The organism is Arthrobacter sp. 1088, from assembly GCF_031455315.1.
GTDB lineage: Bacteria > Actinomycetota > Actinomycetes > Actinomycetales > Micrococcaceae > Arthrobacter.
Genome location: NZ_JAVDSM010000002.1, coordinates 231,177 through 254,781, shown reverse-complemented (window position 1 = coordinate 254,781; position 23,605 = coordinate 231,177). Strand labels below are relative to the sequence as shown.

Sequence of the window (23,605 nt, the reverse complement as noted above, 5' to 3'; positions counted from 1 at the left end):
ATTGGCCCGTACTGGTTCTGACCGGCGTCAGGATCTCAGAGGTCGTCTTCGGGCCGGGCAGTGAGAATTCGATTGGCGCTCAACTGGAGGATGCCGAGCGATTCCTGGATCAGGGGAGAGGTGATGCTGCCGCGGCGAACGGCAGCGACAATGCGGCGCGACGGCTTACCCCTGCCCGTGATACGGAGGCGAACTACGTTTTCTGCACTACGCAGCGGCGCCAGTCTCGGCAACAGGCCCACGCCCAGCCCTGCGCCCACGAAGGCGATTTGGGTTTCCCACTCGACGGCCTCGTGGGCAATTCGGGGTGTTACCCCGGCCGCGGTGAACGCCGCAGTGAAGAGGGAATGGTAGGTGGAGCCGGCGGCCTCCGTGATCCAGGGTTCCGACGCCAGCTCCTGGAGTGTCACTGTCTCCCGCGATGCCAACGGATGATCAGAGGGAATGATCACGTCCAGGGGGTCATCGAGCAGGACGGTCTGTTCGAAGCGCGGATCGTCTTCGGCGTAAGTGTCGGACTGCATGGCGACGATGACTGCAAGGTCGATTCGCTCGGCAACCAACAAGTCGAAGCAGCGGGCCGGGTTGGCCTCGAGCACTTGCACTTCCAGTTGGGGGCGTGTTGAGCGAAGAGTCGCGGCGAGTGGCGCAAGCAACTGGGCGGCCGCCGTCGAGAATCCGCCGAGGCCAAAATGTGACTGGACCTGGTCCCCGGCCTTCATGGCTGCGGCGCGCAGGCTCTCCCAGTCGGCAATGAGCGTGTCCGAACCCGCCACGAGAAAGCGGCCAGTGGCGGTCAGCCGCACCCCCCGGCCGTCCTTCGTCAGCAGCTGCATTCCAAGTACGCGTTGGAGCTCCCGCAACTGCGCCGACACGGCGGAGGGAGAATAACCTGTGAGCTCCGCGGTGGCGCCAATGGTGCCGCAGCGGGCAAACACCCGAAGTGTGATGAGTCTCGCATCGATCATGCACCTATTGTGCACGGTTATCTTCCAAATGTTGCGCTTTTGTTGCAGCGCATTCGTCCCTAATCTCATGACTACAAGGATTTTGAATACAACATCGGTTGCACCCAAGCACCCTTGGTCGCCATGAATCGCACGCTAACCCAGGCCTCCCGGGAGGAAACACATGTCTGCTCCAGTCTTGCCCCTCAATTCACGCGGAAAACTCGCTTCATCATTGCCTGCAGAGCAGCTGGCAGAGATCAGCCAGTTGTTCGAGTTCCGGCGCACGGGATATTCCCTCGATGCCCCCTTCTACACAGACCCCACGATTTTCAAGATCGACATGGAGGCCATTTTTGGCCAGCACTGGATCTTTGCCGGCAGCGTCGCAGAACTCCCGGAGCCGGGTGACTACATCACTGTGGATTATGGCCCCTACTCGCTGATTGTGCTGCGGAACGACGACGGCGGCGTGAACGTCCTGCACAACGTGTGCCGCCACCGTGGCGCCCGCGTCCTGACCGAAGCTGCCGGGTCCACTGGCAACCTCGTTTGTGGCTACCACTCCTGGACCTATTCCGCGGAAGGTAACCTCATCCACGCCTCCGCTCCCGGCGAAGCGAAGTTCGACAAGAACTGCTTCGCGCTCAAGCGTGCACACAGCCGCGAAGTTGCCGGCCTCATCTTCGTCTGCATCGCTGATGAACCGCCGACGGACTTTGACGAGACCTCCAAGATCTTCGAGCCCTATCTCGCGCCCCACGATCTGTCCAAGACGAAGATTGCCTACCAGCAGAACATCATCGAAGAGGGCAACTGGAAGCTCGTCATGGAGAACAACCGTGAGTGCTACCACTGCGACGGGCATCCGGAACTCGCCTGCTCGCTCTTCCCCACGTGGGGCCTGACCGAGGGACTGATCCCGGCCCATCTCGAGGAAGTTTGGGACCGCAACAAGGAAGCACAGTCCTCGCTTGAGGAGCGTTGCCGCCGTTACGGCCTGCCCTACGAGGTAGTTGAGGAACTGGACACCCGTATTGCCGGAATCCGCATCTCGCGCGAATCCCTGGACGGTGAGGGCGAATCGTTCTCCGCCGATGGCCGCCGGCTGTCCAAGAAGCTGCTCGGTGACCTGCCCGACTTCCGCCTTGGCCGCTGCTCGATGCACCTGCAGCCCAACAGCTGGTTCCACTTCCTGGGCGACCACGTAATCACCTTCGGTGTCTTCCCGATCAATGAGCACCAGTCCTTGGTCCGCACCACCTGGCTGGTAGCCGACGATGCCGTGGAAGGCGTTGACTACGACCTCGAGAAGCTGACCTACACCTGGAAGCAGACCAACCTGCAGGACAAGGCCTTCGTGGAGCTGTGCCAGCAGGGCGCCGGCAGCCCCGCCTACGAGCCCGGCCCGTACATGAAGAGCGAATACCAGGTTGAGGCGTTCATCAACTGGTACGTACAGCGCGTGCAGGAGCACTTGGCATGATTGAACTCCTCACAGAGACGGCAATCCAGGAGCCACAGCGGATCCGTGGACTTGAAATGCCGTGGAACAGGGTGATGGGCAGCACCGAGGCACCCGCCCGTGCTGCCCGTGCCCTGGGCCCCTGGCACCCGCAGGAGTTCATGGCTGAATGCGTGGAAACCGTTCCGGAAGCGGGCGGGCTCATGACGTTCGTGTTCCGGCGCTGCGACGGCGCCCCTCTGGCGTTCCGCGCAGGGCAGTACGTCAACGTGGCCTTTCCCGTGAACGGCGAGGACAAGGAACCGGTGGACCGCAGCTACTCGCTGTCCAGTTCGCCTACCGAGCCGTGGACTTTCAGCATCAGCGTCAAGCGCGACGGTGGCGGCCTGGTTTCGCCGTGGGTGCACGAAAACGTCAAGCCAGGTACCGTCCTGGAGATGCTCGGGCCAGTCGGCGCGTTCCACCTGCCCGACGCGGACCGGCGTGCTCGTTACCTGTTGCTCGCTGCTGGAGCCGGCATTACGCCCATCATGTCCATGGTGCGGACCATCCACTCCTTGCCGGGGCATGCTGACGTTGTTGTCCTGTACCACGGAGCGGAAGCCGGGGGTTTTGCCTTCCACCAGGAATTGGCGTACATCGCGTCCGTGGACTCGCGCGTAAAGGTCTTCTATTCCCTGGGTGACCGCAGCAAACCCGAGGGGTGGGAAGGGCTCAGCGGAAGGCTGACGGCGGCCATGCTCGACGAGGTGGCCCCCGATGCCAACGGCCGCCAGGTCTATGCCTGCGGTCCTGAGGGCTACCTGAACACTGCCACCGAGCTCCTCAAGAAGGTGGGCGTCGACGACACCTCCATCTACATGGAGTTCTTCACCGGCGACCGCCAGACGCTCCTTGAATACCAGGCGGAGCTGGCGCATGCAGCGGACATTGCCGAGGAAATCGCGGAGGAAATCGCCGATTCCGCCGAGGACTACTTTGAAAGCCAGCCCACAGCCTTCGGGCTCTACGAGCCAGGCTACGACGCCGAGGGAACCCTGAAGGCCGGGGGACTGCCGCTGGAAACCGTCGATGCGGATGCGGCTGGTCCGGAAGCCCTCGACGGCGGTTCGGACACCGAGCCGGAGACCGCGTCCCCGGATGCCTCAAGTTTCGACACTGTCGGAACGGGAAGCCTCACGCTATCCTTCATGCGCACGGGAATCAATGTACGCATTGATCCCACCGAGCACATCCTGGGGGCGGCCCAGCGTGCGGGCGTCAGGATCGGCGCGAACTGCAAGGAAGGCATGTGCGGCTCCTGCAAGGTCGTCAAGCTTTCCGGGGAGGTGGAGATGAACCACCAGGGCGGGATCCGGGCCAGGGAAATCGATGCAGGCAAGTTCCTGCCCTGCTGCTCCACAGCCCGGACCGACATGGTGATTGATGCCTAGCTTCCAGCTGCGGAGATAGCGGGACAGGTAGCGTGGCCGCGGTTACGGACGAAAGACGAGTACAAACTACTCGTGCACCAAGACTGCCCGTTGGTCTTTACTGGATGCAGCGGAGCCCAAATAACTGCCAATAACCCCCCAACGTTTGGCGGTTGGTGCCCAAGGGTTCCGTCGGCCAGGGCCGGACAACTGCAGCAATGCAGATGTCCGGCCCTTAGCCTTGCCGCGGGCTAGGATGTGGCGCGTCGCGCCACGTTGTAGAAGCGGATGTTCTCGTATTCTTCGAGGCCCTCGGCGCTTCCTTCGCGTCCGAGACCTGACTGCTTGACGCCTCCGAAGGGGGCGGCTGCGTTGGATGGGACGCCTTGGTTGATGCCGACGATTCCTGTCTGGAGATTGTCGGCGACATTAAGGGCGCGGTCCAGGTTCTCGGTGAAGACGTAGCCGGCGAGGCCGAATTCCGTGGCGTTGGCGCGGGCAATTACATCGGCTTCGGAGCCGAAGCGCTGTATCGCCGCGATGGGGCCGAAAATTTCGGACCGGGCGACGTCGGAATCCTCGGTGACGCCGTCAAGGACAGTCGGGGCGAAGAAATTGCCTGCGGAGTCGTAACCGTGGCCGCCGGTGAGCAGTGTGGCTCCCAGAACCACGGCGTTTTCGGTGTACGCCTGCATTTGGGCGACTGCACGGTCATCGATCAGCGCGCCAAGTCCGGTCTGCTGTCCCAGGCCACTTCCCACAGCGACCTGGCCGAAGCGTTCGGTGAGCGCTGCAACGAAGTCATCGGCTATTCCGTCCTGGACGTAGATCCGGTTGGCTCCAATGCAGGACTGGCCGCCATTGCGGAGTTTCGCGGCAAACGTTCCGTCCACTGCCCGCTGCAGATCGGCGTCGTTGAAGACGATGAGCGGTGCGTTGCCGCCAAGCTCCATTGAGCTTCGGAGGACATTCTGGGAGGCAAGCTGCAGCAGCTGGCGTCCCACCGGCGTCGATCCGGTGAAAGAAACTTTCCTGACTCTGGGATCGAGCAGGACGGCTTCGCTGAACGCACCTGATTTTGAGGTCGTGATGACCTGGATAAGTTCTTCCGGTACCCCTGCCTCGACGGCGAGTTGAACGGCAAAGTACGTCGTGAGGGGAGTGAGGGTCGCAGGCTTGATGACTACGGGGCATCCCGCAGCCAGGGCGGGTGCGATTTTTCGGGTGGCCATCGCCAAGGGGAAATTCCATGGCGTGATCAGGACCGCCAGGCCGACGGGGGAGCGGCGTGTCAGGAGGCTCGCACCACCATCCGGTGTTTCGCGGAAGTTTCCTGCGGGGCGGACTGCTTCCTCGGCGTACCAGCGGACGAAATCGGTTCCGTACTTGACCTCGCCGCGGGCTTCGGCGAGGGGCTTGCCCATTTCGCGGGAGATCAGGTGGGCGAGGTCTTCGGTGTGTTCAACGAGTTTGTTGTACCAGGCGTGGAGTACGTCGGCGCGCTGGCGGAGGCTGGACCTGGCCCAGGGCGTTCCAGCCTTGTCGGCTGTCGCAACAGCTTCCAGCGCGGCCTCAACATCGGCGTCGGGGACATGGGCTATGGTTTCGCCTGTCGCAGGGTCCTGGACTTCGATGCCCGAGCTGGGAAGGCTGATGGATCGGATGACGGCATCGGCGTGTTTGACGCTGGGGGAGTCGGCCGCAATCAGGGGTGCAGCGACGTCGGACATGAGGCTCATCGATTCTCTCTTTCGGTACTGGCCTGGTCGATGGCGGTACGAAGACGCGTACATCTCCAACGGATGATCTTCGTCGCGATCGATAACCAACGCATGATGGTTTCGTGCCTAAAGCCAATGTAATTACGTGCGAAAGTAAATAAAAGCGAACCTTTTTGACGTACTTATGTAAGTTTTTCTTACATGTTGTGCTTGGCGTGCAGCACTTGGGTTATTGCTTCCCGCACGGCAGTCAGGGAAGCGCTGCGCTCAGAGCCGGACCGAACCAGGAACTGGATGCTGCGCTGTTGATCCGCTGGCAGCCAGGAGCTGGGCGTCATCACACTGCCGGCTTCACGCAGCACCATGTCAGGCAGGAAGGCCGCGGCGAGACCTTGTTCAACCATGCGGAGGTGGAAAAGAAGGTCCGAAGAAACATAGGAGATGACCGGATCGATGCCTAGTTCGCGGCAGACGCGCACGGCCCATTGTGAAGAGGCAGTGTGCGGTGGCTCTGCTACCCAGCGCAGTTGCTTTAGATCCTCAAAGTCAGCAAACTCCAGGCCATGCGGCAGATAGCCGCGGATTGGGTCCTGGCCGATCAGGGTGGTGTGTACTCCTCCGGGCGGAGCCACTGCAGTCCCGGGAAACGCATCACTGACCACGGCATCGACCTGCCGCGAGATCAGCTGGACGACTGCCTGCTCGGGATCCTCGCGTCGCAACCTGACGTCCAGTCCAGGATAGTTTCGGGCCAGCTCCGCCAGCGCAAAAGGCATTACGCTGCGGCTGATAGTGCTGAATGCCGCTATGGTCACAATCCCCTGCGGCCGTTCATGGGAGGTCGCAAGATCAGCTTCGGCGCGCTCCATCGCGGCCAGTATTGCCTCCGTATTGCGCACGAGTTCCTCTCCTGCAGGGGTGAGCCGGACATTGCGCCCCACCCGTTCGAGAAGAACGACACCTGTTTCCTTTTCCAACAAACCGAGCTGCTGAGAGATCGCGGAGTGGCTATAGGAAAGTTCGCGGGCGGCGGCACTCATGCTGCCGTGCAGCTTGACTTCCCTGAGGAGGGTGAGGCGATGGAGGTCGAGCATGCTGGTAGCTTACGCGTGCGCAGGCGGGGTAGTTTCCACTTCGGTGCATCCGGTGGGGTTCGAACCCACGACCCGAGGATTAAAAGTCCCCTGCTCTGACCACTGAGCTACGGATGCCGGAATCGCGCCGGAGCCATGCGCGCCGGACTCCGGCTCGGCCAGGGTCACACGACCTGACTCATTGTGGGCGCAATCTTTAACCGTGCCTCACCACGAGGTATTCCCGGCCGGGTCAGCCGCTGGTTCCGGTGGCATCATGGGCTGCGCCAACAGGTTTGGACTCCGGTGATCCCCGCTGGCGAAGGTAAATGGAAAGGACCACCATGGATCCGACCGCAAGGAACTCCGACTGCCAGTTCTGCAGAGTGCGGTTCCAAAAGTCAGGTGATACCAGATACTCCGCCCAGGACAGGGGCTCTTGGAAGTTGCGAAGTTGCTCTTCGTTGAAGGCAACGTGGCCTGTGATGGATTGGACCAGCCACGAGAGGATAAAAATCAGACCCATTGTTGCGGCGAGCGAGTTCGAGAATACGGTCAGGCGCCAACCTTTTGCCTTGGCCCATGCGGGGGACTTGGCGTTGGCATGCTCACCGACGAGTTGTTCTTCGTCGGATTCCAGGCCGGGCTTGTCCAGTTCCTTTGATTCCGGGGACCCCTTCTGAAGCAGCCAAATGGTGGCTGTGATGTAGAGGAGAAACTGCAGGTACTCGGATTGCCAGTTTTCCGACACGTCAACCGCGAAGCTGGAAGAAGTGATGTATTGGAGGAAGGTGATTTCATCAAGGCCGGCAGTGAGTTGGTCTTCGTTGAAGACGGCCTGTCCAGTAATGGCCTGGCCCGCCAACGCAAGGATGAAGATCAGACCGAAAAATAGGCTTAATCCGTTGTTCCTCAAGGCTTTTTTCACGTCGTGTCCTATCCGTGAACCAGTCCCACGGAGGCCAGGTAGGCAAGACCACCGAAAATGAGAATGAGATAGAGGCTAAAGGCGACACGCATTGCTATCTTCCTCTTACTTCACAGGAATAGGGGGTTTCCTCCCTTTGAGTGCATCCGGCAGCTGTCACACGCCAACTTGAGCCGGAAACAGCGACGAAAACGTTATCCCTCTCGAACTGCACCAATGCTTCCCGGCCATAGGCTTCGGTTTTGACCACTTCTCCGGAGGCTCGAAGATGTCGCGACGCCAAGTGGGTCTGGCAGTCGTCACCGTCCTGCTCTTCAGATTTGTCCCGGCTCGTGGGCTGCAGCAAATCACAGGCAGCAGCCCAGTCCGAGGCATCTACGGCACGATGGAAATCCTGAGCGACCTTGGTTGCGCCGGTAGTATCTACGGCGCAACCTGTCGCAGCAAGGAGGAGAAGGCTGGCGGCAGTGGCGGGGATTATTCTGCGCATGGGCCCCAGCTTAAGAGACTGGACCAGGTAACCGAACCTTCGACATGCACCCATGCGTTCCTCCCCGCCACCGACACTAAGCAACCTGAGGATCTGCTATGGCTTTAGTGTAAACCCAGGAGCTGCTTAGCCAGGTGAACTGTACGTCGCCGCCTTATCCAGCGACTTTGGGCAGTTCCGCGGTGGTCCTCAATGGCGACCTTCATCAGGGCCTGTGCTCACCGTACGGGCGACCCAACTCTGGTGATGCCCGCTATGCGCCGTGGGAACTGATCCAGTTGCTCGCCGGCCTCCTCATACCACTGCGTCAGGACGGCTGGTGGCTCGCCCAGTGTGACGGCATCGGTGAAGGACTCGATCCATGAACCGGACTGTGCCAGATGATCGCTGATCACGGACATGTGATTGGCCATGGACTCTGCTTCGGCATGGACCTGAAGGCAGGTGATTTTCCGGCCTGATTCGTCGCCGAAGAATTGGAAAATAAGCATCCTGGGCTCGCGGCTCTCCACAAGCCGCGACACCTCGCGGCATGCTTCGAGGGCTTCCTCCAGATGACCGGCCCGCACCTTATATGTGCTGAAGTAGATGAACGGCTCTGACATGATGGCCTCCTGAATCAAGGAATCCGCACCTTGCGGATTACCTTCAGGATCCCGCTGGCGCTCCGCCCGGACATCGGGAGTTCGGGCCGGCTTCGCCGTCCCGGCTTTGGGTAGTTCTGCCCAGTCCACCGATGCATACTGGTGATCAGGAGGTGGACGTGGCCGACGAGGCAGATCACCTGGCGAGGGCCCGGACGCTCCACATGGAGTACTAGTGGCGGGAGGCGTGCGAGGAGTTTCGCGCCGCCGGCGGACTCCCGGCACTCGGGGTAGAGGATGTGGAGCGCTTCGCGGAGTGCGCACAGATCGCAGGGCTGAATGAGGATGCGATACCCGCGCTTGAGCGTTCCTTCGAAGTGCGGGCAGCGGAGGGTCAGGTGCGCGCCGCGCTCGCCTCAGCGTTCTGGCTGTGGCAGGCGTACAACCTCAATAATGAGTTCGCCCAGGCCAGCGGCTGGATGGCAAGGGCTCGCGAACTCGGTCCGGATGACGTGGGGGGAGACCCCGGTTGGCTGCTCATCACTAAGGCTTACGGTCTCATCGCGGCGGGCGCGTATGACGAGGCGGGCGTACTTCTCGCGCGCGCCCGGGCGACGGCCACTGCCGCGCACGACGCCGATCAGCTGGCTTTTTCGACGCTTCTTACCGGCCGCGCACTGGTCAAGTCCGGCCACCTCGCGGACGGACTGGCTTTGCTGGACGATGCGATGCTCCGCGTTGTGGTGGGCGAAACCACCCCCAGGACCACGAGCCTGCTCTTCTGCGCGGCGATCGGCACGTGCCAGATGGAGGCCCGGGATGTGTCGCGGGTCCGCGAGTGGAGCATAGCCCTTGGATCCTGGTTGGATGCGGTGCCCCCATTCGGCGGGCCCTTCTATGGCAATTGCCTTACATACCGGGCAGTCCATCTCCGGCTCGCGGGACAATGGGCGGCGGCCCTCGCTGAGCTTCAGGAGGCATGTCGGAGTTTGGCCGACGGTGCGGGCACACGCCTTATCGGCCACGCCCGCTACGAACTCGGTGAATCGCATCGTCTTTTCGGCGATTTCCCCGAGGCAGAGGCGTCCTTCCGGGCAGCCGCCTTCTCGGGAGGTCCTACGCAGCCGGGGCTGGCACTGCTCAGGCTTTCCCTGGGCGATGTTCCAGCGGCGGCCGCGGGTATCCGGCGCGCACTCGGGGAATCCGCGGGATCAGGTGCTCGCGTGGACCTGCTGCCCGCGGCGGTGACGGTCCTCCTTGCGGCCGGGGCTCGCGGCGAGGCCGCGGCCGCTGCCGAGGAGATAGGCAGCCTCGCCGAGCATTTCGCCTCTGACAGTGTTCGCGCAGCCCACGCGCGGGCCCTGGGCGAGCCTGCTCTTGCCGACGGTGACTGTCAGAAGGCACTTCCGGAACTTCGACGGGCCGCTGACCTATGGCGTGGGCTGGATGTCCCCTACGAGGTCGCGCGGTGCTCGGTCCTCCTCGCGACGGCCTGCCGGGGTGTGCGGGACCACGAGGCCGCAGGCTTTGAGCTTGAATCAGCGCGACAGGAATTCAGGCGTCTCGGCGCCCGTGCCGATCTGGCCGAGGTTGAGAACATGCTCCGGCAGCAGGGCGTTCCCCCTCAATACGGGCTCTCGCCACGCGAATTGGAGGTGCTCCGCTTGATCGTGCGTGGCCGGACGAACCGGGCAATTGCCGGCGAGCTGTTCATCAGCGAGCGGACCGTCCACCGGCACGTAACCAATATTCTCGAAAAGCTCGGCGTGAGCTCCCGAACGCAAGCAGCCACGCATGCCATCGGCCAGGGGATCGTCAACATCGCCCCGTAGCCGAGTGTCGTTGGGCGCCAGGCTGCCGCATCACGTCAAATGGTCAAAGTCGCCTCGGGTCCAGGCAGCATGCCGTTGGGCTGAATCGTGCAGAACGGCTTTGGCGTCGGAGGCGATGAAGTTGTTGAAGTTGCCATAGATCCTGTCGAACGTGAGTTCTTCCAGCTGTGCGGCGACCCGCAACGCTACTGCTCCCGAAAGTGGCAGATGATTCGGGTAGCTGCGCATGAAGGCGATGGAGCGGCGGTCCGGATTTGGAAACACGCTGTCTCCGGTCAGCAGGACCCCCTTGCCTCCTGCTCCCGCAGTCCAGTGCGCTACCGCGCTGCCGGGGAAGTGGCCTCCGGTCTGGTGCAACGTCAATCCTTCGGTGATGGTCCTACTGCCGGACCAGTAGGAGATGACCGCATCATTCCGACCAACCCACTGCCGGTCGGCGTCCGCCACAAGCACGGGGACGCCGCCAAGCCGGCGTGACCATTCCACCTGTACCCCGAACATGTGGGGATGGCTGGCTGCAATCACCACAACCGGGCCTCGTTCAAGAATTGCTTTCACGCTGACGTCATCAACAAATCCAACGGGGTCCCACAGCAGCGAACCCTGTGGTGTCACTACAAGCTGGGCAGTTTGACCGATCCCGACTTTCGGCGCAGTTCTGATGCCGATAAGTCCCGGCTCGTTCTCTTCCAGCAGTAACTGCTGGCCAGCCTGCGCCAATTCGTCGAGTGAAATCCACGTTTGTCCGTCCTCGGGCACATACTGGCGCTCGTCGGCGCAGATCGGGCAGACTTCCGGCGTCGGCTCGTCGCGTTCAACGGCACAGGTTGCGCAGATCAGCACAGCTATCCCTTCCAGCTCAGGTCCCGGACGTATCCGGTCTGCGCCCGGACAGATTTTCGACCGCTTGATCGATCCCTACTATCTCGCGTTCGACATCCTCCATATACAGCCTTCCGGAGGTGATCAGGCCGTCCTTTACTTCGAAGAGGGTGACCCCACGGGCATGGAATGGTTCCCCGTCGGTACGATTGCCTGTCCACGACCATTCTGTCCACGTGATGTTCCCGTCGTCGACTGAACGGATCAATTCTGTCCGAAAGTCAGGGATTCCAGCGAACATCGCAGCCCAGTTCGCATGCAGCTGTCCTTTGCCTACGAATGTCCGACCGGGGTGGGCAGGCTGCTCGCTGTGGTAATCGGCGTCGAACAGGGCTGCCACAGCTTCGAGGTCGTGCGCGTTCATCGCCTCCAAGAGCCGGTCTATGACTTCACTCAACCGGGTCTCCTTCTGCTCCGTGATTGCCACCTTTAGCCCCGTTCCCGGACGGGTAGATACAAGGGCCGAACCTGGCGCCAATTTACGCTGTATCCGCCCTCTACTCCAGCCCCTCTACGCCAGAAATCTATATGTCGATCTCTTTACGAGCGTCATGGGAACGATATAAACTGTGTCTGGAAGCATGGGGGCACCGCAAGTGGTGGCCCGCTCCTCATGTCCGAACTAAGGAGACAAAGATGTCTGGTTCACGCTCTGATGAGATCAAGGAAAATTCACAGGAACTGACCATGGGCGCTCTGCTCGATGAAGAGTTCCGCTCCGTGTTCGACGGCACTACGCCGGTTGCCACACCGTGGGCTGGCCTCATCTTCATCTAGACACCCTTTGAACAAAATTCCTTGCGCGTACAGCACGTACAGCAGGTAGGGCCGTGAAACTGCATGGGCTGGCCGCGTAGGAGCTCTTCACCAAGCTGCACGAGTTCCTGAGTCCGAAGGCCCATGATGATGCGCTGTCCATCGTTGGTTCACCTGCGACATCGGATGTGCCGGCAGTCGCAGCCCTTAACAGTCACGGCCCTTAACAACTGTGTGAAAGTACGCAACCGTGAAAAGGGTTGGGGCAGCATCGCGCCCCAACCCTTCTCCGACAACCCATCCCGGAATCAGTGTCCTTGGAAGGCCTCCGCCAGCCACCAGGAGCCACCGTCCGAGGCGATCTTGGCATCGATCACCAATGGCCGGTCCTGTCCGCCGTCGCAGAAGGCCGCAACCCATTCCCGCACTGGCTGAAGGTCCTCCAGAGTCCTGACGGTCACGCCGTCGGCCCCAAATCCCCTGGCGATTGCGGCAATATCCGTCTCTGGGAAGGACACGCTGCCCAGTTCCTCCTGGGCGTGATGCTCAGCGAAGTGATGCACCTCAGCGCCGTACGCAGCATCGTTGTAGACGATGCAAACCAGCGGCAGCTTAAGCCGGACGGCGGTCTCCAGTTCGCTGATGCCCATCAGGAAACCACCGTCTCCGGCACCCAGGACGGGCAACCGATGCGGTTGCGCCAGTGCAGCGCCGATTGCCGTGTAGAGGCCAATGCCGATCGCCTGGAACGCTTGGGTGAAACAGAATCCGAATTCGTCCGGCACCGCCAGGTACTGGCTGGGGTAGCCCATGAAGTTGCCCGAATCCACTGCGACAATCCTGTCTGCCGGAAGGATTGTATCCAGTTCCCGGCTGATCACCCGGGGATCGATGGACGTCGAAGTGCCCAGGTCCGGAGTCTCCACGTCCCGCCACCGTGCACTCTGTTTGATGGCGAGGGCGTTCTGCTCGGTACGGTACTTTTCAGCCGCAGCAGGCTGGATCGTCTTGAGGACTTCCAGGGCGTCCTCCGCGGTCAGGGCGGAATCACCCAGCACGCCCAGTGTGATCGCCCTGTTGACGCCCAAGGAGGAGTCTTCGACGTCGATCTGGACTACTTTTGTTCCGGCAGAGATGAGTCTGCCGTGACGCATAGTCCACATATTCAGCGTGCAACCCCACCCGATAATCAGGTCCGCTGAGGTAATGAGCTCCGCGGTCAAAGGGGAGGAGAACCCGCCGGAGATGCCCAAATTATGCGAATCGCCGTTGAACAGCCCATTGGCCACGGCCGAGGTCGCCACCAGCGCCCCCGCGTGCCGGGCCAGGGCCAGGATGGAATCCCGGGCGCCCCGGCCACCGCGGCCTGCAACGAACACGGGGCGTTTCGCATTCGAGATCAGCTCTACCAGCTGGTTCACTGCACCGGTATCCGGACGAAGCCGCGCCGGCACAGGCACGACGACGGTACCCACCGTGTCTGCGGCGGTTCCGCTTTGGATATCCAAAGGCAAGCTGAGCACGACGGTCCTGCGCTCGTTCACCGCCGTTCGGAAGGCCCGGACGGTATCCGCTACGGCCGTTTCGGGGGAGTGGATCCGTTCTGCCACGGCCCCGACGCTGCGCGCCAGAGCATCCTGGTCGATCTTGAAGTTGGACCGGATGGCTGCCGCCTGCGTATCAGCCGTCAGCACGATCATGGGGGTGCGGCTCTTGGCAGCCTCTCCGACGCCGGTGATCGCGTTGGTCAGGCCACATCCTTGGTGTGTGGTCACCACGCCCACCCTGCCCGACATCCTGGAGTAGGCATCGGCCATGGTGGCAGCGCCGCCCTCATGGCGGGCCGCGGTGTAGGGAACACCGGCGTTCATCAGGGTGCTGGTGACGTCGAAGTTGCCGCTTCCCACCACCCCGAAGACGTGGCCGACTCCCAGCTTTGCCAGGGTCCGGCCCACCAGGGTGGAGACCCTTACCTGCTCGCTCATGCGCCCGGCTCCGATGCCGTGCTTGCCGTATGTGCTGAGTTGTCAACCAGAGCATAAACGCGGCTGGGGCTGCCCGTCCCGCCAACGATAGGCAGCGGTGCGACCACCAGCGTCGCGCCGGTGACCGGGAGGCGGTCAACGTTCCGCAGCGACGTCACGCCATATTTGTCAGCGCCGAGCAGAAACGAATGGACGGGGAACATAGGGTCCAGCGTGGCGGCCTGGCCGGCGTCGATGCCCACCGTTTCCACGCCGAAGCCGCTGATGGAGGCATTGCCGGCGAGCCACTTGGCGCCGGCCGCGGAGACCCCCGGCGTGTGGGGGCCGGCGTCGTCAGCGTTCATGAAGTCCGCGGCGTTACCGCCGCGTGCGGACCAGCCGGTGCGGAAGATGACCCAGCAGTTTTCCGGGAAAGGGCCATGCTCCTGCTGCCACTGCTCGAAGTGTTCGGGCTCCAGCAGGAAATCGGCGTCTCGTGCAGCTTCGGCGGTCTTGTCAATCACCACGGCCGGCCCCACCAGGCGGTGCGGCTCGATCCGGTCCACCGACTTCCCGTCCTTGCCCGTGATCCAGTGGACGGGAGCGTCCAGGTGCGTCCCGGCGTGTTCGCCCACCGTGACGTCGTTCCACGCCCAGGCCGGTCCGGCGTCGTCGAAATTGCTGACGGGAGTCAGCGAGAGTCCAACCGTGTTGGCCAGGGGTTGCGGCAGATTCAGGATGGGAGTGTCACCGCTGAGCGGCGTGGTGAGGTCGACGACGTCGATGGCGCCGGATGACAAGGCTGCGGTGAGCTCATTTAGAACAGACATTGTTCTCCTGTCGGATTGATGTATGGGTTCATTTCAATTTTTGGGCCACCAAATGCCCCGACCCGCCGGACAGTCCGGGGCCGGGGTGGGTGGACGCGCCGATGTGCCACAAGCCCTTGACCGGGGTTTTGTGGTTTGCGGCCTCGGGGAAGGGCCGCCAGAGCAGGTTCTGGAAGAGTTCGGCGGATCCGCCGTACGGGTCGCCGTTGACAGCATTGGGGTTTTCCGCAGCCAGATCGGTTGGTGCCAGGATGTCCCAGGCCAGGACGGACGCCCTGGTGCCCGGCGCGAATTGTTCGAGCCTGCTCAGGACGCGTTCCATGTACCGTTCCTTAAGTTCCTGTGTCCAGCCGCCGTCCACGGCGAGCGCGCCTGCGGCATCCGCCACCGGCGAGAAGGGCACTTCCTGCAGCTGGAGCCATAGTGTCGCTTTGCCTGCGGGGGCCCGGGTAGGATCCAGGACGCATTGTTGACCGACGACGACGGTAGGTTCCGTAGGCAACAGCCCCGCCTCGGCTTGGGCGCAAGCAATTGCAGTGCTGTCCGAACCGTTGCTCAAGTGAACCAGGGGCACGGAATCCAAACGGGGATCGAGCCATTGGACCGGTTTGTCCAGGGCCAGGTGGATCTGCATGGCTCCGCGGCCGTTCTGGTAACGCGCGGCTGCTTCGGCCAAGCCCGCTGGTGGTTGACGCAACAGTTTGGAATACAAGGCCTGGGGCGACACGTTTGCCAGGACGGTCCTTGCGCTGACCAAGCCATTGGAGGTTCTTACTCCCATTGCACCTTTGGAATCGACCAGGATTTCCTCGGCTTCTGTGTCCAGCATGATCCGGACGCCTTTATCCCTCAGGAGGGCCTCAAATGCAGCGATGAAGTTCGAGGCTCCGCCTTTCACGACAGGGAGGCCAAAGCTGTGCATGCTCAAGGCCATGACCGGAAGCATGACGCCGCCGGTCGCTTGGTCCGGGCCGAGGCCTGCGTGAAGGAGCCAAGGAGACCAGAGCTGGTCGGTTTGCCATCCATTGAAGCGGCTGCGGAGGTAGTTGCGGCCACTCATCACCGAATCGCGGACGAATCCTTCGGTGCCCTTGACCTTGCCTCGCCGCAGGGCGCCCGCGGCGATCGTCAGGACCTCCCTGAAAGACCGCAGTTCAGCACCGAACGCACCGAAAATGGTCCCGGCATTGCGGCCCAGGTCCTCCAGCATCGCCAGGTAGGCGCCGTCGTCTCCGTTTGCCTGCAAAGCGGCTGCAGTGACCTCGGGATCGCGGTGGGCCACGACCGTTCTGTGCTGCCCTGTCTTTGGATCGGCTGCCACGCTGGCGGTCACCGCGCCGTCGGAATTGCAGTATTCCAACCCCCTCGCATGGAGCTCGCTTCCCAAAGCCTGGTAAGCCCCTCCGGAAACGAACAGGGGGTGCCAGGAAGAGAAGGAATCATGGATGAACCCGGGCAGCGTTCGTTCCGCTGAATGGATGAAGCCGCCCAGCCTATCGGCACGTTCAATCAGGCAGACGCGCTTCCCGGCCATCGCAAGCTCCGCGGCGGCTACCAGGGAATTAATCCCCGAACCAACGATGGCAATATCGGTCGAGTCCGTCATGGAGGACGCCGTCATCTCAGAAGTCCGGGTGTTTGCTCGCGGCGTGGTACTTCCCGCTGTGGAACACCAGGGGCGCCCCTCCAGCATTGTCGTACTTCTCCACCTCGCCTACGTAGATGACGTGGTCTCCGGCATCGTGTCGCGAGACGGTCCGGCATTGGAACGTGGCGACGGCGCCGTCCAGCAACGGGATCCCGGCGATTCCTTCCGTGGTTTCCGCGCCGGCGAATTTGTCTGTGGCGGGTGTTGCGAACTGGCGCGAGAGGACGTGCTGGTCGCTGGCCAGGATATTGATGGCAAAGTGCGTGGCGTCCTCGAAGTCCGCCAGGCTCGGAGCCCGTTTGCTGGGGCACCACAACACCAGTGGAGGTTCCATGGAAACGGACGTGAAGGAGTTGGCAGTCATGCCTACTTTCCGGCCGTCGGTTCCGAGGGTGGTGACCACCGTGACGCCGGTGGCGAATTGTCCCAGGGCGCCGCGGAAGTCCCTCAGGTCAAAAGCCGACGAATCTTCGTCCTTGCATGCCTGCACGAACTCGGCGGCAGCTGCGGGATCGAACCACCATGGGTAGAACGTGCGGGGATCATCGAATCCTGCAGCGATGCTTGCGGCCAGGGCCGGGTGGTCTGCAGCCTCGGCCAGGACAGTCTGCTGGTGTTCCCGCCGGGGTTTGAGCATGTCATTTGTCCATGCCACCGCCCACTGGCCCCAGCCCCGCCAGAACTCGTCAAAGGTGCGTTCCATCCATTGCTTGTCAAATGGCTGCTGGCCTCGCCTCACGATGGAATCCAGATAGTACTTGGCGGCCAGCGTCGCGTTATTGGACCCTTGGCCGGTGAGGGGATCGTTGAGCAGGACGGCGTCGCCCAGGCCGAAGACCAGGTTGCCGTTGCCCAGCTCACCCACTGCTGAGCGAACCGTCGGGGTGATCCGGCCCAGGAGGGTTGCGCCCTCGTCGGTGAGCCTTGCGTTGGCGAAGTTCTTCGCCTCGTGGGGAAAATACTCTTCCAGGATTTCCAGAGATCGACTCAGCTGTTCCTCCGGACTGACGACGTCGGTCCACTTATCCATCGGGCCGCCCACGACGCCTTCAAAGACCATCATCTGGCATGGCCCGGACACGGTGAGTCCGGGAAAGGTGAAGAATTCCCCGACGCCGGGGACTACGGACATGCGGATGCTGTCGCTGGGCTGATCGGCCGGTTCGGTGGTGGATGCATCGAGAGAGGCTGTGTCGAGAGAGACCGTATCGAGGCAGACATAGTTCAGGGCGAGGACTCTTTGCGGCCGGTCAAACGGGGACTTGGACCTGTCCTTGGGGAAGATCTGCGCGATCTCTCCCTTTCCGGTGCTGACGATTACCAGTTCGTAGTCCCGTGCGAGCACCTCGAGCATGCGCGGCGTGACTTTCTCTATACGGAAATCACCGCCGCCAGCCACAAAGGCCTCGATCCAGGCCGCACTCTTGATCCGCTGATCCACCGAGTGGGCGGTTCCCTCAAGGGGCGCCTCCCACTCGATGGCGCCGAAGCCGGGTTCGCCTTCCACACGTAATTGGATAGCGCTGATCCCGGGCACGGCTTCATCGTCATAAAGCCTGGTCAGGGCCGAACTCAGCTGTGCTTCGGCGGCGAGGGCCGTGGGGAACATGCATTGGCTGGACATAACCTTGCCGGTGCGGATTTGGGCGGCCGAACGGTCCGAGAACAGCGTGACTTCATACCCCTCCCGCTGCAGGCCCAAGGCCAGTTGAGCGCCGGATTCGCCGGCTCCGATAATTGCGATCTTTCGCATGTCTGGTTTTCCTTCGAGGAACGTTGTTGCCTGGGGAAGTGGAACGACCATCAGGTCGCGGGTACGGCGGAGCCCACGCTTGCAAGGTATGCGGCCGCCTTATCCGGGTCCATGAACCATTCCTGGAAGTCCGGCGGGTTGTTGAATCCGTTCGCGAAGCGGTGGGCGATTTCGGCCGACTGGCCGGCCGCTCCCAGTAGCGAAAGGACATGCGGCGGCGGCGGAGCCAGCAGCGCATTCGTCCACTGTGCTACGTGCTGGGCGTAGTTCCAATACTTTTCGAAAGTGGCCTGCATGAACGCTGCGTCGAAGGCACCTTCGCCGTGCGCCGCGATGCTATGCAAGTAGGAAGCCGCGCACTTGCTGGCGTTGTTGGAGCCCTGTCCGGTAATGGGGTCGTTCAGGACAACGACGTCGGCGAGTCCCAGGACCTTCTTGCCGCTGGGGAGCGTGGCGATGGGATGACGGACAGTGGGTGCGAACCGGCCCTGCAGGAACCCGTTGGGGTCGGTCAGCTCGACGTCGGCTGCCCGGCTGGCTTCCCACGGCAAGTACTGCTTCAGGATGTTTTTGGACGTCTCCAGGTGTTCCGCGGGAGTCAGGCCCTTCCAGCAATCCATGGGTCCGCCCGGGATGCCCTCGAAAACCATGATTTCGCAGGGACCAGTGGTGGTGAGCGCAGGGAAGGCAAAATATTCGCCCACCCCTGGAATCAGGTTGAAGGAAACTGCCGAATGTTCTGCCCTGGGCTCCATTCCAGTGACGTACGTCAGCGCCAAAGCGCGTTGGGGTGCGTCGTAGGCGCTGCGCTGGGCATCCCGGGTGAAGAGCTGCGCAATTTCTCCCTTGCCGGCTGCCACAATCACCAAATCGGAGTTAAGCGAGTAGCGTTCCAGTTCTTCCACGCCGGCGTCCTCGAACACGAGCTCGCCTCCCTGCGCCACGAACTCTTCCATGAACCGCGGGAATTTGACCCGCTGGTCAATGGACTTCGCCGGGTTATCCAGGCGGGATGCCCAGCTGATGGCCTTCTCACCAGGAACTTCAGGATGGGGGATCGTGAACGATATTCCGTCCACAGTGGGAGCTTCTGGCCAGAAGTCCAACCCAAGCGCCCTCTCGTGTTCAAGGGCATCGTGGAAGATGCACTGGCTGGAGGAGACTTTTCCCTTGTGGATTTCTTCAGCGGTGCGGTTGGAGATCGTGGTGACCGCAAATCCTGCCTTGAGCAAACCGATGCCAAGTTGCAGGCCTGATTGCCCTGCTCCGACGATGGTGATGTGGCGCTGTGTCATAGTGTTGACCTTGTCTTTCTGCTGTCTCTGCATCCGTAAATGATGGGGGAAGATATTTGGCCGGGCCTCGGCGTTCGTTCGGGATGGGTTTGTTCCCAGCCGGGAAGGCCGATGTGCACGTGCTTGATGTCATTCATGTGTCGTCACCTCTTTTCAGCGGCGAGTAATGGGATGGCTTCTTCGGCGCGCTCGGGCCCCAAAGCGGAGTAGCCGCCGTCGACGGCCCAATCAGCTCCTGTCACGAAGCTTGCGGCGTCGCTGGCGAGGAAAGCGACCACGGCTCCGATCTCCTCGGGCCGGCCCACCCGCTTCAGGGCATGGAACGGGGCTGCCACCGAGTCTGTCTTGTCAATGTCGCCGCCGGACAGGGTGTCCATGATGTTGCTCCACACCCATCCAGGGCTGACCGAATTGACGCGAATGCCGTCGTCGGCAAGATCTACGGCCATACTCCGGGTGAGCTGGACCAGGGCGGCCTTGCCCGCGGGGTAGAGCCACCGGCCCGTCTGGGCAACGGAACTCGAAATCGAGGTGAAGTTGATGATGGCTCCGCGCTGGGATGCCTTGAGGTACGGGCGCGCCGCGTTGCTTGCCATGACGGCACTCACCACGTTGACGTTCAGTGCCTGAAGCCAATCGTTCCTGTCCGAAGCCGCACCATCATCCTTGTAGGTGCAGGCAAGGTTGACAAGGATGTCGATACCCCCGTGCGAGGCTGCCGTGTCGTCCATAAGCCGCGCAATGGCTACGTCATCCGTGATGTCAGTGAGTGAAAAGCTGATGCCGCTTCCCAACGTGTGGAGCTGGGCACCGCCGTCGGCGTCGATGTCGGCGACCACGACGGTGGCACCGGCATCGCGCAACGCCATGGCGACGCCTTGGCCGATCTTGGTGACGCCGCCAGTGACGACTGCGGTCCTGCCCGAGAGTGCTGACATGGCCAAACCTTTCGTATTGAATCTGTGAGGTGGAAAGTCTTACGTACGCATGACGCTCGTCATTGCCGACGGAGGGCCCGTTTCACTGCCTATTTGACCGAGCCAGGACTATTGGACAGTCGGCCTGGACCTATTTGACAGTCGGCTTGGGCGCGGGCTTCGGATGAGTCCGTTCCCACTCGATTCGGCGGTCATGCACCATCTTGACGTTCTTCATCTCTGCTCACCCCTTCCATCGGTTTCGTTGCTCCGTTTCTATGACGTGCGTCATACTTGTTCTAAGAGCGACTCTATTCATAGGCGAAAAACGGGTCTATCCGCTTGGCGCAGCGCTCATCCGAAAAACGAAAACCGGGGAAGGAACGCGCAATGGTGAGGATCCTTCCCCGTGACGTCCTCCGGGGTTTGCCCACAGTGACCACGACCGATGTCGATGATGCGCACCAGAAAATCGCCGATTTGTTCTGCGGTCACGACCTCGTTCCGCAGACCCGGGGGACGTCTGTGGACATGAAGCTGCGCTCGTTGCATCGCGGTGACGTGGGTATCGAATTCCTCGACTATGGTGCGGACGTCCGGATCAGTCCGGAAGGCCTGGAGAACTTCCACTTGATCCAGATTCCCCTCGCTGGCCACGCGCACATGGATGTGGGCTCATCCTCGGTGGATTCGAGCCCCAAAACCGCGACAGTTCCGCCGATCGACCGCCCGTTCACCATGACGTGGGATCGCGGAACCCCGCATCTGATTGTCTACGTGAGCCGCCTCGCCCTTGCCTCCGTTGCAGCCCAGCTCTACGGCGGGGATCCGCAGGGTAAAGACTTGCGCAGCAATGATCCGGGCGGGGACCCGGATAAGAGCGTGAAGCTCGGCTACGCGATGGACCTCACTGGCTCCGCCGGCCGGGCGTTCTTGAGGTCCGTCGTCGAACTCCACGACGACATGATCAGCCAGCAGGAAAAGACGGCTCCAGGGTTCGTCCAGAAGCTACTCGCGGACACGATGGTTTCACGGCTGCTCTTGGCAATGAATCCTGTGACGGAGGCTGATCGCTCCAGCCCGACCTCCGAAAGCAGGTTGATCCGCCAGTTCCGCGAACTGCTGGAACGGCATGCCTCTGAGGACCTGGCGGTTCCGGACATCGCAGAGAACCTGGGAGTGTCGGTGCGCACCCTGCAACTGGCTCTTCGCGCCGAAGTCGGGGCAACGCCGTCGGAGTTGTTGAGGAGGGTGCGCCTGGACCGGGCCCGGGAACTACTTCTCGCTGCCGCCCCCGGGCAGGAAACCATTGTTTCGATCGCCGAGCGCTGCGGTTTCTCCCACCAAGGGCGCTTCTCGGCACTGTACCTGGACACGTTCGGCGAGCTGCCCTCGGAGAGCCTTCGCCGGTAGCCTCGCTGTCCGATATCCAGCTATGCGCTAGTCGCCCGGCCGAGGTCCGTACAATTGGTCACCATCCGCCATCGAAGGGCGCATGCCCCCAACCTACTCACTTGACCGGATGGTCGCAGCCGCCAAGGGACGCCCCCGCAATCTCTGAAGAGTAGCGGATGGAGATTCCTTGTACTTTTCGCTGTAATACGCAGCAAAGCGCCCAAGGTGGGAGAACCCGGCGTCGAAGGCGGCTTCGGCCACCGTGGCCGCGGCTGGACCTGCCTGTCCCTCTAAAATCCGGCGTGCACGTGCAGTCGAGTCGCAGTTCTACGCCCGCCAATGCGGGAGCGCAGGTGGATCAAAAGTACGACGCAGTGGTTCCGTCACCCAAACGCGCCCAGCTGGATGTTGACGGCAAGCACCACGGACGCCAGCGCGAGGATTCCCGCGCCGAGCTGCAAGAGGATGCCGTCCTTGGAGAGCCGCGATCCTCCTGGCGCGGAGCGCGGAATGAGGGACACTGCACTGAAACTGGTCACCAAGGCCGCGGCGATGATGAGGCTCAAGCTAAGCATGGCGCCAGAACCTTCGCCGGCTTGCATAACTTCCAGGGCGATAGACGACGACGTTGTCGCATGGGGGCTGCCTTTCGCAGACGGATGCAACAACAGTATCGTCAATTGTTGACGATTGACAAGGATTTCGACCTACCGTCTGCCTTCGTTCAGCCTTCTCCGGGAACCTCGGACGAAGGCAGCGCCCGTACAGCAAGTTCGCTTGCCATCTCGTCCCCGACTTCGCGGAGTTTTTCTGCCAGCAGTGCTGAGCTGGGGGCCAGGGGCCTATCGGGATGGAGCAGCAGCCCTACTTGTTGAGCCAGTCCGTTCAGATGAAGGTCGACGATCTTCACATCCGGTTCAGCCAAGGCCATGGACTCAGGCATGAGGGCCAGGAACCCCGCCTCCACCACGAGCGTACGCACGGTGGCCGGAGCGCCGGATTCGACCTGTTGTGCAGGTGGGGCAAGCCCGGCATTCCTGAAATTCTGTTCGAGCTCATCGCGAAGCGGAGTGTTGGCAAGTGGTACCACCCAACGCTGATCAGCCAGGTCCTGCAGGGTGACGTCGGGCATGGCGTGGGCGGGGTGCCACGGAGCTGCGACGATGCGAAAGTCCTCACGGTACAGGGGGACGAGCCGCAGCCGTGCTGTACTGGGATGCTCAGTCACACGCCCTACAAGCAGGTCCAGGTCACCATTGCCCAGTTCCTGGATCAGTGTCTCAGGCGGCGCTTCGCGGAGACGGACTTCCACGCGGGGCTTTTCGGCGGTGAGGCGGGCGACAGCGCGCGGCAACAGGAGATTGGCGCCGGTGACATGTGCGCCCACCTTAACCAGGCCCGAGGCAGGGTCGGCCAGTTCCTCTACCCGGCGCCGCAGGGTGCTGAGATGACCGACGATGGCCTTTGCATGCTCAAGGCATGCCTCCCCGGCCGGCGTAGGGACCATCCCACGCGCCGTTCGTTCGAAAAGGGGTGCTCCGATGGCGTGTTCGGCTTCCCGTAAAGCGCGGCTCAACGCCGGTTGGGTTAGATAGAGTTCTTCGGCCGCCCGGACCAAGCTGCCTTGCTCCGCCACGGTGAGCACAATGACAAGGTGGCGGAGCTTTACGTGGGTGGTCAGCAGCGCCCGCAGGTCCATGCCTTCATCCTACG

At 62.1% G+C, this 23,605-nt stretch carries 21 protein-coding genes and 1 tRNA gene; 5 read left to right on the top strand and 17 right to left on the bottom strand.

Annotated elements, in window-relative coordinates:
- Window positions 1–35: 35 nt before the first annotated feature.
- Complete coding sequence (locus J2Y41_RS04115) at window positions 36–968, bottom strand: LysR family transcriptional regulator (protein ID WP_224090081.1); 933 nt, start codon at window positions 966–968, stop codon at window positions 36–38.
- A gap of 163 nt (window positions 969–1,131) precedes the next feature.
- Here J2Y41_RS04115 and J2Y41_RS04110 point away from each other — a divergent pair, with 163 nt between their 5' ends.
- Together J2Y41_RS04110 and J2Y41_RS04105 are read left to right on the top strand one after the other, a co-directional pair.
- Window positions 1,132–2,433: an SRPBCC family protein gene (locus J2Y41_RS04110; protein ID WP_224164285.1), complete on the top strand. Its 1,302-nt coding sequence runs from the start codon at window positions 1,132–1,134 to the stop codon at window positions 2,431–2,433.
- Complete coding sequence (locus tag J2Y41_RS04105) at window positions 2,430–3,845, top strand: ferredoxin reductase (protein ID WP_224164286.1); 1,416 nt, start codon at window positions 2,430–2,432, stop codon at window positions 3,843–3,845. The genes J2Y41_RS04110 and J2Y41_RS04105 overlap by 4 nt, the downstream gene beginning before the upstream one ends.
- Window positions 3,846–4,075: 230 nt before the next feature.
- Here the strand turns inward: J2Y41_RS04105 and J2Y41_RS04100 are convergent, their stop codons facing one another.
- From J2Y41_RS04100 to J2Y41_RS04075, 6 genes are all read right to left on the bottom strand, one after another.
- Window positions 4,076–5,563 carry an NAD-dependent succinate-semialdehyde dehydrogenase gene (locus J2Y41_RS04100; RefSeq protein WP_309926369.1) on the bottom strand — a complete coding sequence of 496 codons (1,488 nt, stop codon included), beginning with the start codon at window positions 5,561–5,563 and terminating at the stop codon, window positions 4,076–4,078.
- A gap of 179 nt (window positions 5,564–5,742) precedes the next feature.
- Window positions 5,743–6,639, bottom strand: coding sequence for a LysR family transcriptional regulator (locus J2Y41_RS04095; protein ID WP_309926366.1), 897 nt, complete (start codon window positions 6,637–6,639; stop codon window positions 5,743–5,745).
- 44 nt (window positions 6,640–6,683) lie between these two features.
- Window positions 6,684–6,756: transfer RNA gene (locus J2Y41_RS04090), tRNA-Lys, on the bottom strand.
- A 115-nt stretch (window positions 6,757–6,871) separates the two neighbouring features.
- A complete protein-coding gene (locus J2Y41_RS04085; protein ID WP_224164289.1) occupies window positions 6,872–7,546 on the bottom strand; it encodes a DUF6766 family protein in 675 nt (224 codons plus the stop codon).
- Window positions 7,547–7,640: 94 nt separating this feature from the next.
- Window positions 7,641–8,036 (bottom strand): hypothetical protein, encoded by a 396-nt coding sequence (locus J2Y41_RS04080; RefSeq protein ID WP_309926364.1) that lies wholly within the window; start codon window positions 8,034–8,036, stop codon window positions 7,641–7,643.
- A gap of 218 nt (window positions 8,037–8,254) precedes the next feature.
- Window positions 8,255–8,641 carry a hypothetical protein gene (locus tag J2Y41_RS04075; RefSeq protein WP_309926361.1) on the bottom strand — a complete coding sequence of 129 codons (387 nt, stop codon included), beginning with the start codon at window positions 8,639–8,641 and terminating at the stop codon, window positions 8,255–8,257.
- A gap of 278 nt (window positions 8,642–8,919) precedes the next feature.
- Between J2Y41_RS04075 and J2Y41_RS04070 the strand changes: the two genes are divergently transcribed.
- Window positions 8,920–10,452 (top strand): helix-turn-helix transcriptional regulator, encoded by a 1,533-nt coding sequence (locus tag J2Y41_RS04070; RefSeq protein WP_309926359.1) that lies wholly within the window; start codon window positions 8,920–8,922, stop codon window positions 10,450–10,452.
- A gap of 30 nt (window positions 10,453–10,482) precedes the next feature.
- Here the strand turns inward: J2Y41_RS04070 and J2Y41_RS04065 are convergent, their stop codons facing one another.
- Both J2Y41_RS04065 and J2Y41_RS04060 read right to left on the bottom strand, forming a co-directional pair.
- Entirely contained in the window at window positions 10,483–11,295 is an 813-nt protein-coding gene (locus tag J2Y41_RS04065) for a hydrolase (RefSeq protein WP_309926357.1), read from the bottom strand.
- A gap of 16 nt (window positions 11,296–11,311) precedes the next feature.
- A complete protein-coding gene (locus J2Y41_RS04060) occupies window positions 11,312–11,731 on the bottom strand; it encodes a nuclear transport factor 2 family protein (protein ID WP_309926354.1) in 420 nt (139 codons plus the stop codon).
- Between the two features lie 239 nt (window positions 11,732–11,970).
- Between J2Y41_RS04060 and J2Y41_RS04055 the strand changes: the two genes are divergently transcribed.
- Window positions 11,971–12,111, top strand: a complete 141-nt coding sequence (locus tag J2Y41_RS04055; protein WP_309926352.1) for a hypothetical protein — start codon at window positions 11,971–11,973, stop codon at window positions 12,109–12,111.
- 287 nt (window positions 12,112–12,398) lie between these two features.
- Here J2Y41_RS04055 and J2Y41_RS04050 read toward each other — a convergent pair whose 3' ends face one another.
- From J2Y41_RS04050 to J2Y41_RS04025, 6 genes are all read right to left on the bottom strand, one after another.
- The gene (locus tag J2Y41_RS04050) at window positions 12,399–14,075 is read right to left on the bottom strand and encodes a thiamine pyrophosphate-binding protein (RefSeq protein WP_309926350.1); all 1,677 of its coding nucleotides are present in this window, start codon (window positions 14,073–14,075) and stop codon (window positions 12,399–12,401) included.
- Window positions 14,072–14,884, bottom strand: coding sequence for a cyclase family protein (locus J2Y41_RS04045; RefSeq protein ID WP_309926348.1), 813 nt, complete (start codon window positions 14,882–14,884; stop codon window positions 14,072–14,074). Before J2Y41_RS04045 ends, J2Y41_RS04050 begins: the two co-directional genes overlap by 4 nt.
- Window positions 14,885–14,912: 28 nt before the next feature.
- Entirely contained in the window at window positions 14,913–16,490 is a 1,578-nt protein-coding gene (locus J2Y41_RS04040) for an NAD(P)/FAD-dependent oxidoreductase (RefSeq protein ID WP_309926346.1), read from the bottom strand.
- Between the two features lie 16 nt (window positions 16,491–16,506).
- Entirely contained in the window at window positions 16,507–18,285 is a 1,779-nt protein-coding gene (locus tag J2Y41_RS04035) for a flavin reductase (protein ID WP_309926344.1), read from the bottom strand.
- Between the two features lie 50 nt (window positions 18,286–18,335).
- On the bottom strand, window positions 18,336–19,613 hold the full coding sequence (locus J2Y41_RS04030) for a styrene monooxygenase/indole monooxygenase family protein (protein WP_309926343.1): 1,278 nt from the start codon (window positions 19,611–19,613) through the stop codon (window positions 18,336–18,338).
- A gap of 110 nt (window positions 19,614–19,723) precedes the next feature.
- Window positions 19,724–20,518 carry an SDR family oxidoreductase gene (locus J2Y41_RS04025; protein WP_309926341.1) on the bottom strand — a complete coding sequence of 265 codons (795 nt, stop codon included), beginning with the start codon at window positions 20,516–20,518 and terminating at the stop codon, window positions 19,724–19,726.
- Window positions 20,519–20,887: 369 nt separating this feature from the next.
- Between J2Y41_RS04025 and J2Y41_RS04020 the strand changes: the two genes are divergently transcribed.
- A complete protein-coding gene (locus J2Y41_RS04020; protein ID WP_309926338.1) occupies window positions 20,888–21,910 on the top strand; it encodes an AraC family transcriptional regulator in 1,023 nt (340 codons plus the stop codon).
- 365 nt (window positions 21,911–22,275) lie between these two features.
- On the opposite strand, the gene J2Y41_RS04015 is transcribed toward J2Y41_RS04020, so the two are convergent.
- Together J2Y41_RS04015 and J2Y41_RS04010 are read right to left on the bottom strand one after the other, a co-directional pair.
- A complete protein-coding gene (locus J2Y41_RS04015) occupies window positions 22,276–22,467 on the bottom strand; it encodes a hypothetical protein (RefSeq protein WP_309926335.1) in 192 nt (63 codons plus the stop codon).
- A 149-nt stretch (window positions 22,468–22,616) separates the two neighbouring features.
- A complete protein-coding gene (locus J2Y41_RS04010; RefSeq protein ID WP_309926332.1) occupies window positions 22,617–23,591 on the bottom strand; it encodes a LysR substrate-binding domain-containing protein in 975 nt (324 codons plus the stop codon).
- Between the last annotated feature and the right edge of the window lie 14 nt (window positions 23,592–23,605).

Excerpts from the sequence above, each read along its gene's own strand:
- J2Y41_RS04080 (WP_309926364.1), bottom strand. The coding sequence starts at position 8,036 with ATGCGCAGAATAATCCCCGCCACTGCCGCCAGCCTTCTCCTCCTTGCT.
- J2Y41_RS04100 (WP_309926369.1), bottom strand. The coding sequence starts at position 5,563 with ATGAGCCTCATGTCCGACGTCGCTGCACCCCTGATTGCGGCCGACTCC.
- J2Y41_RS04110 (WP_224164285.1), top strand. The coding sequence starts at position 1,132 with ATGTCTGCTCCAGTCTTGCCCCTCAATTCACGCGGAAAACTCGCTTCA.
- J2Y41_RS04115 (WP_224090081.1), bottom strand. The coding sequence starts at position 968 with ATGATCGATGCGAGACTCATCACACTTCGGGTGTTTGCCCGCTGCGGC.
- J2Y41_RS04105 (WP_224164286.1), top strand. The coding sequence starts at position 2,430 with ATGATTGAACTCCTCACAGAGACGGCAATCCAGGAGCCACAGCGGATC.
- J2Y41_RS04020 (WP_309926338.1), top strand. The coding sequence starts at position 20,888 with ATGGTGAGGATCCTTCCCCGTGACGTCCTCCGGGGTTTGCCCACAGTG.
- J2Y41_RS04055 (WP_309926352.1), top strand. The coding sequence starts at position 11,971 with ATGTCTGGTTCACGCTCTGATGAGATCAAGGAAAATTCACAGGAACTG.
- J2Y41_RS04025 (WP_309926341.1), bottom strand. The coding sequence starts at position 20,518 with ATGTCAGCACTCTCGGGCAGGACCGCAGTCGTCACTGGCGGCGTCACC.
- J2Y41_RS04030 (WP_309926343.1), bottom strand. The coding sequence starts at position 19,613 with ATGCAGAGACAGCAGAAAGACAAGGTCAACACTATGACACAGCGCCAC.
- J2Y41_RS04035 (WP_309926344.1), bottom strand. The coding sequence starts at position 18,285 with ATGCGAAAGATCGCAATTATCGGAGCCGGCGAATCCGGCGCTCAACTG.
- J2Y41_RS04010 (WP_309926332.1), bottom strand. The coding sequence starts at position 23,591 with ATGGACCTGCGGGCGCTGCTGACCACCCACGTAAAGCTCCGCCACCTT.
- J2Y41_RS04015 (WP_309926335.1), bottom strand. The coding sequence starts at position 22,467 with ATGCTTAGCTTGAGCCTCATCATCGCCGCGGCCTTGGTGACCAGTTTC.
- J2Y41_RS04095 (WP_309926366.1), bottom strand. The coding sequence starts at position 6,639 with ATGCTCGACCTCCATCGCCTCACCCTCCTCAGGGAAGTCAAGCTGCAC.
- J2Y41_RS04040 (WP_309926346.1), bottom strand. The coding sequence starts at position 16,490 with ATGACGGACTCGACCGATATTGCCATCGTTGGTTCGGGGATTAATTCC.
- J2Y41_RS04050 (WP_309926350.1), bottom strand. The coding sequence starts at position 14,075 with ATGAGCGAGCAGGTAAGGGTCTCCACCCTGGTGGGCCGGACCCTGGCA.
- J2Y41_RS04075 (WP_309926361.1), bottom strand. The coding sequence starts at position 8,641 with ATGTCAGAGCCGTTCATCTACTTCAGCACATATAAGGTGCGGGCCGGT.
- J2Y41_RS04045 (WP_309926348.1), bottom strand. The coding sequence starts at position 14,884 with ATGTCTGTTCTAAATGAGCTCACCGCAGCCTTGTCATCCGGCGCCATC.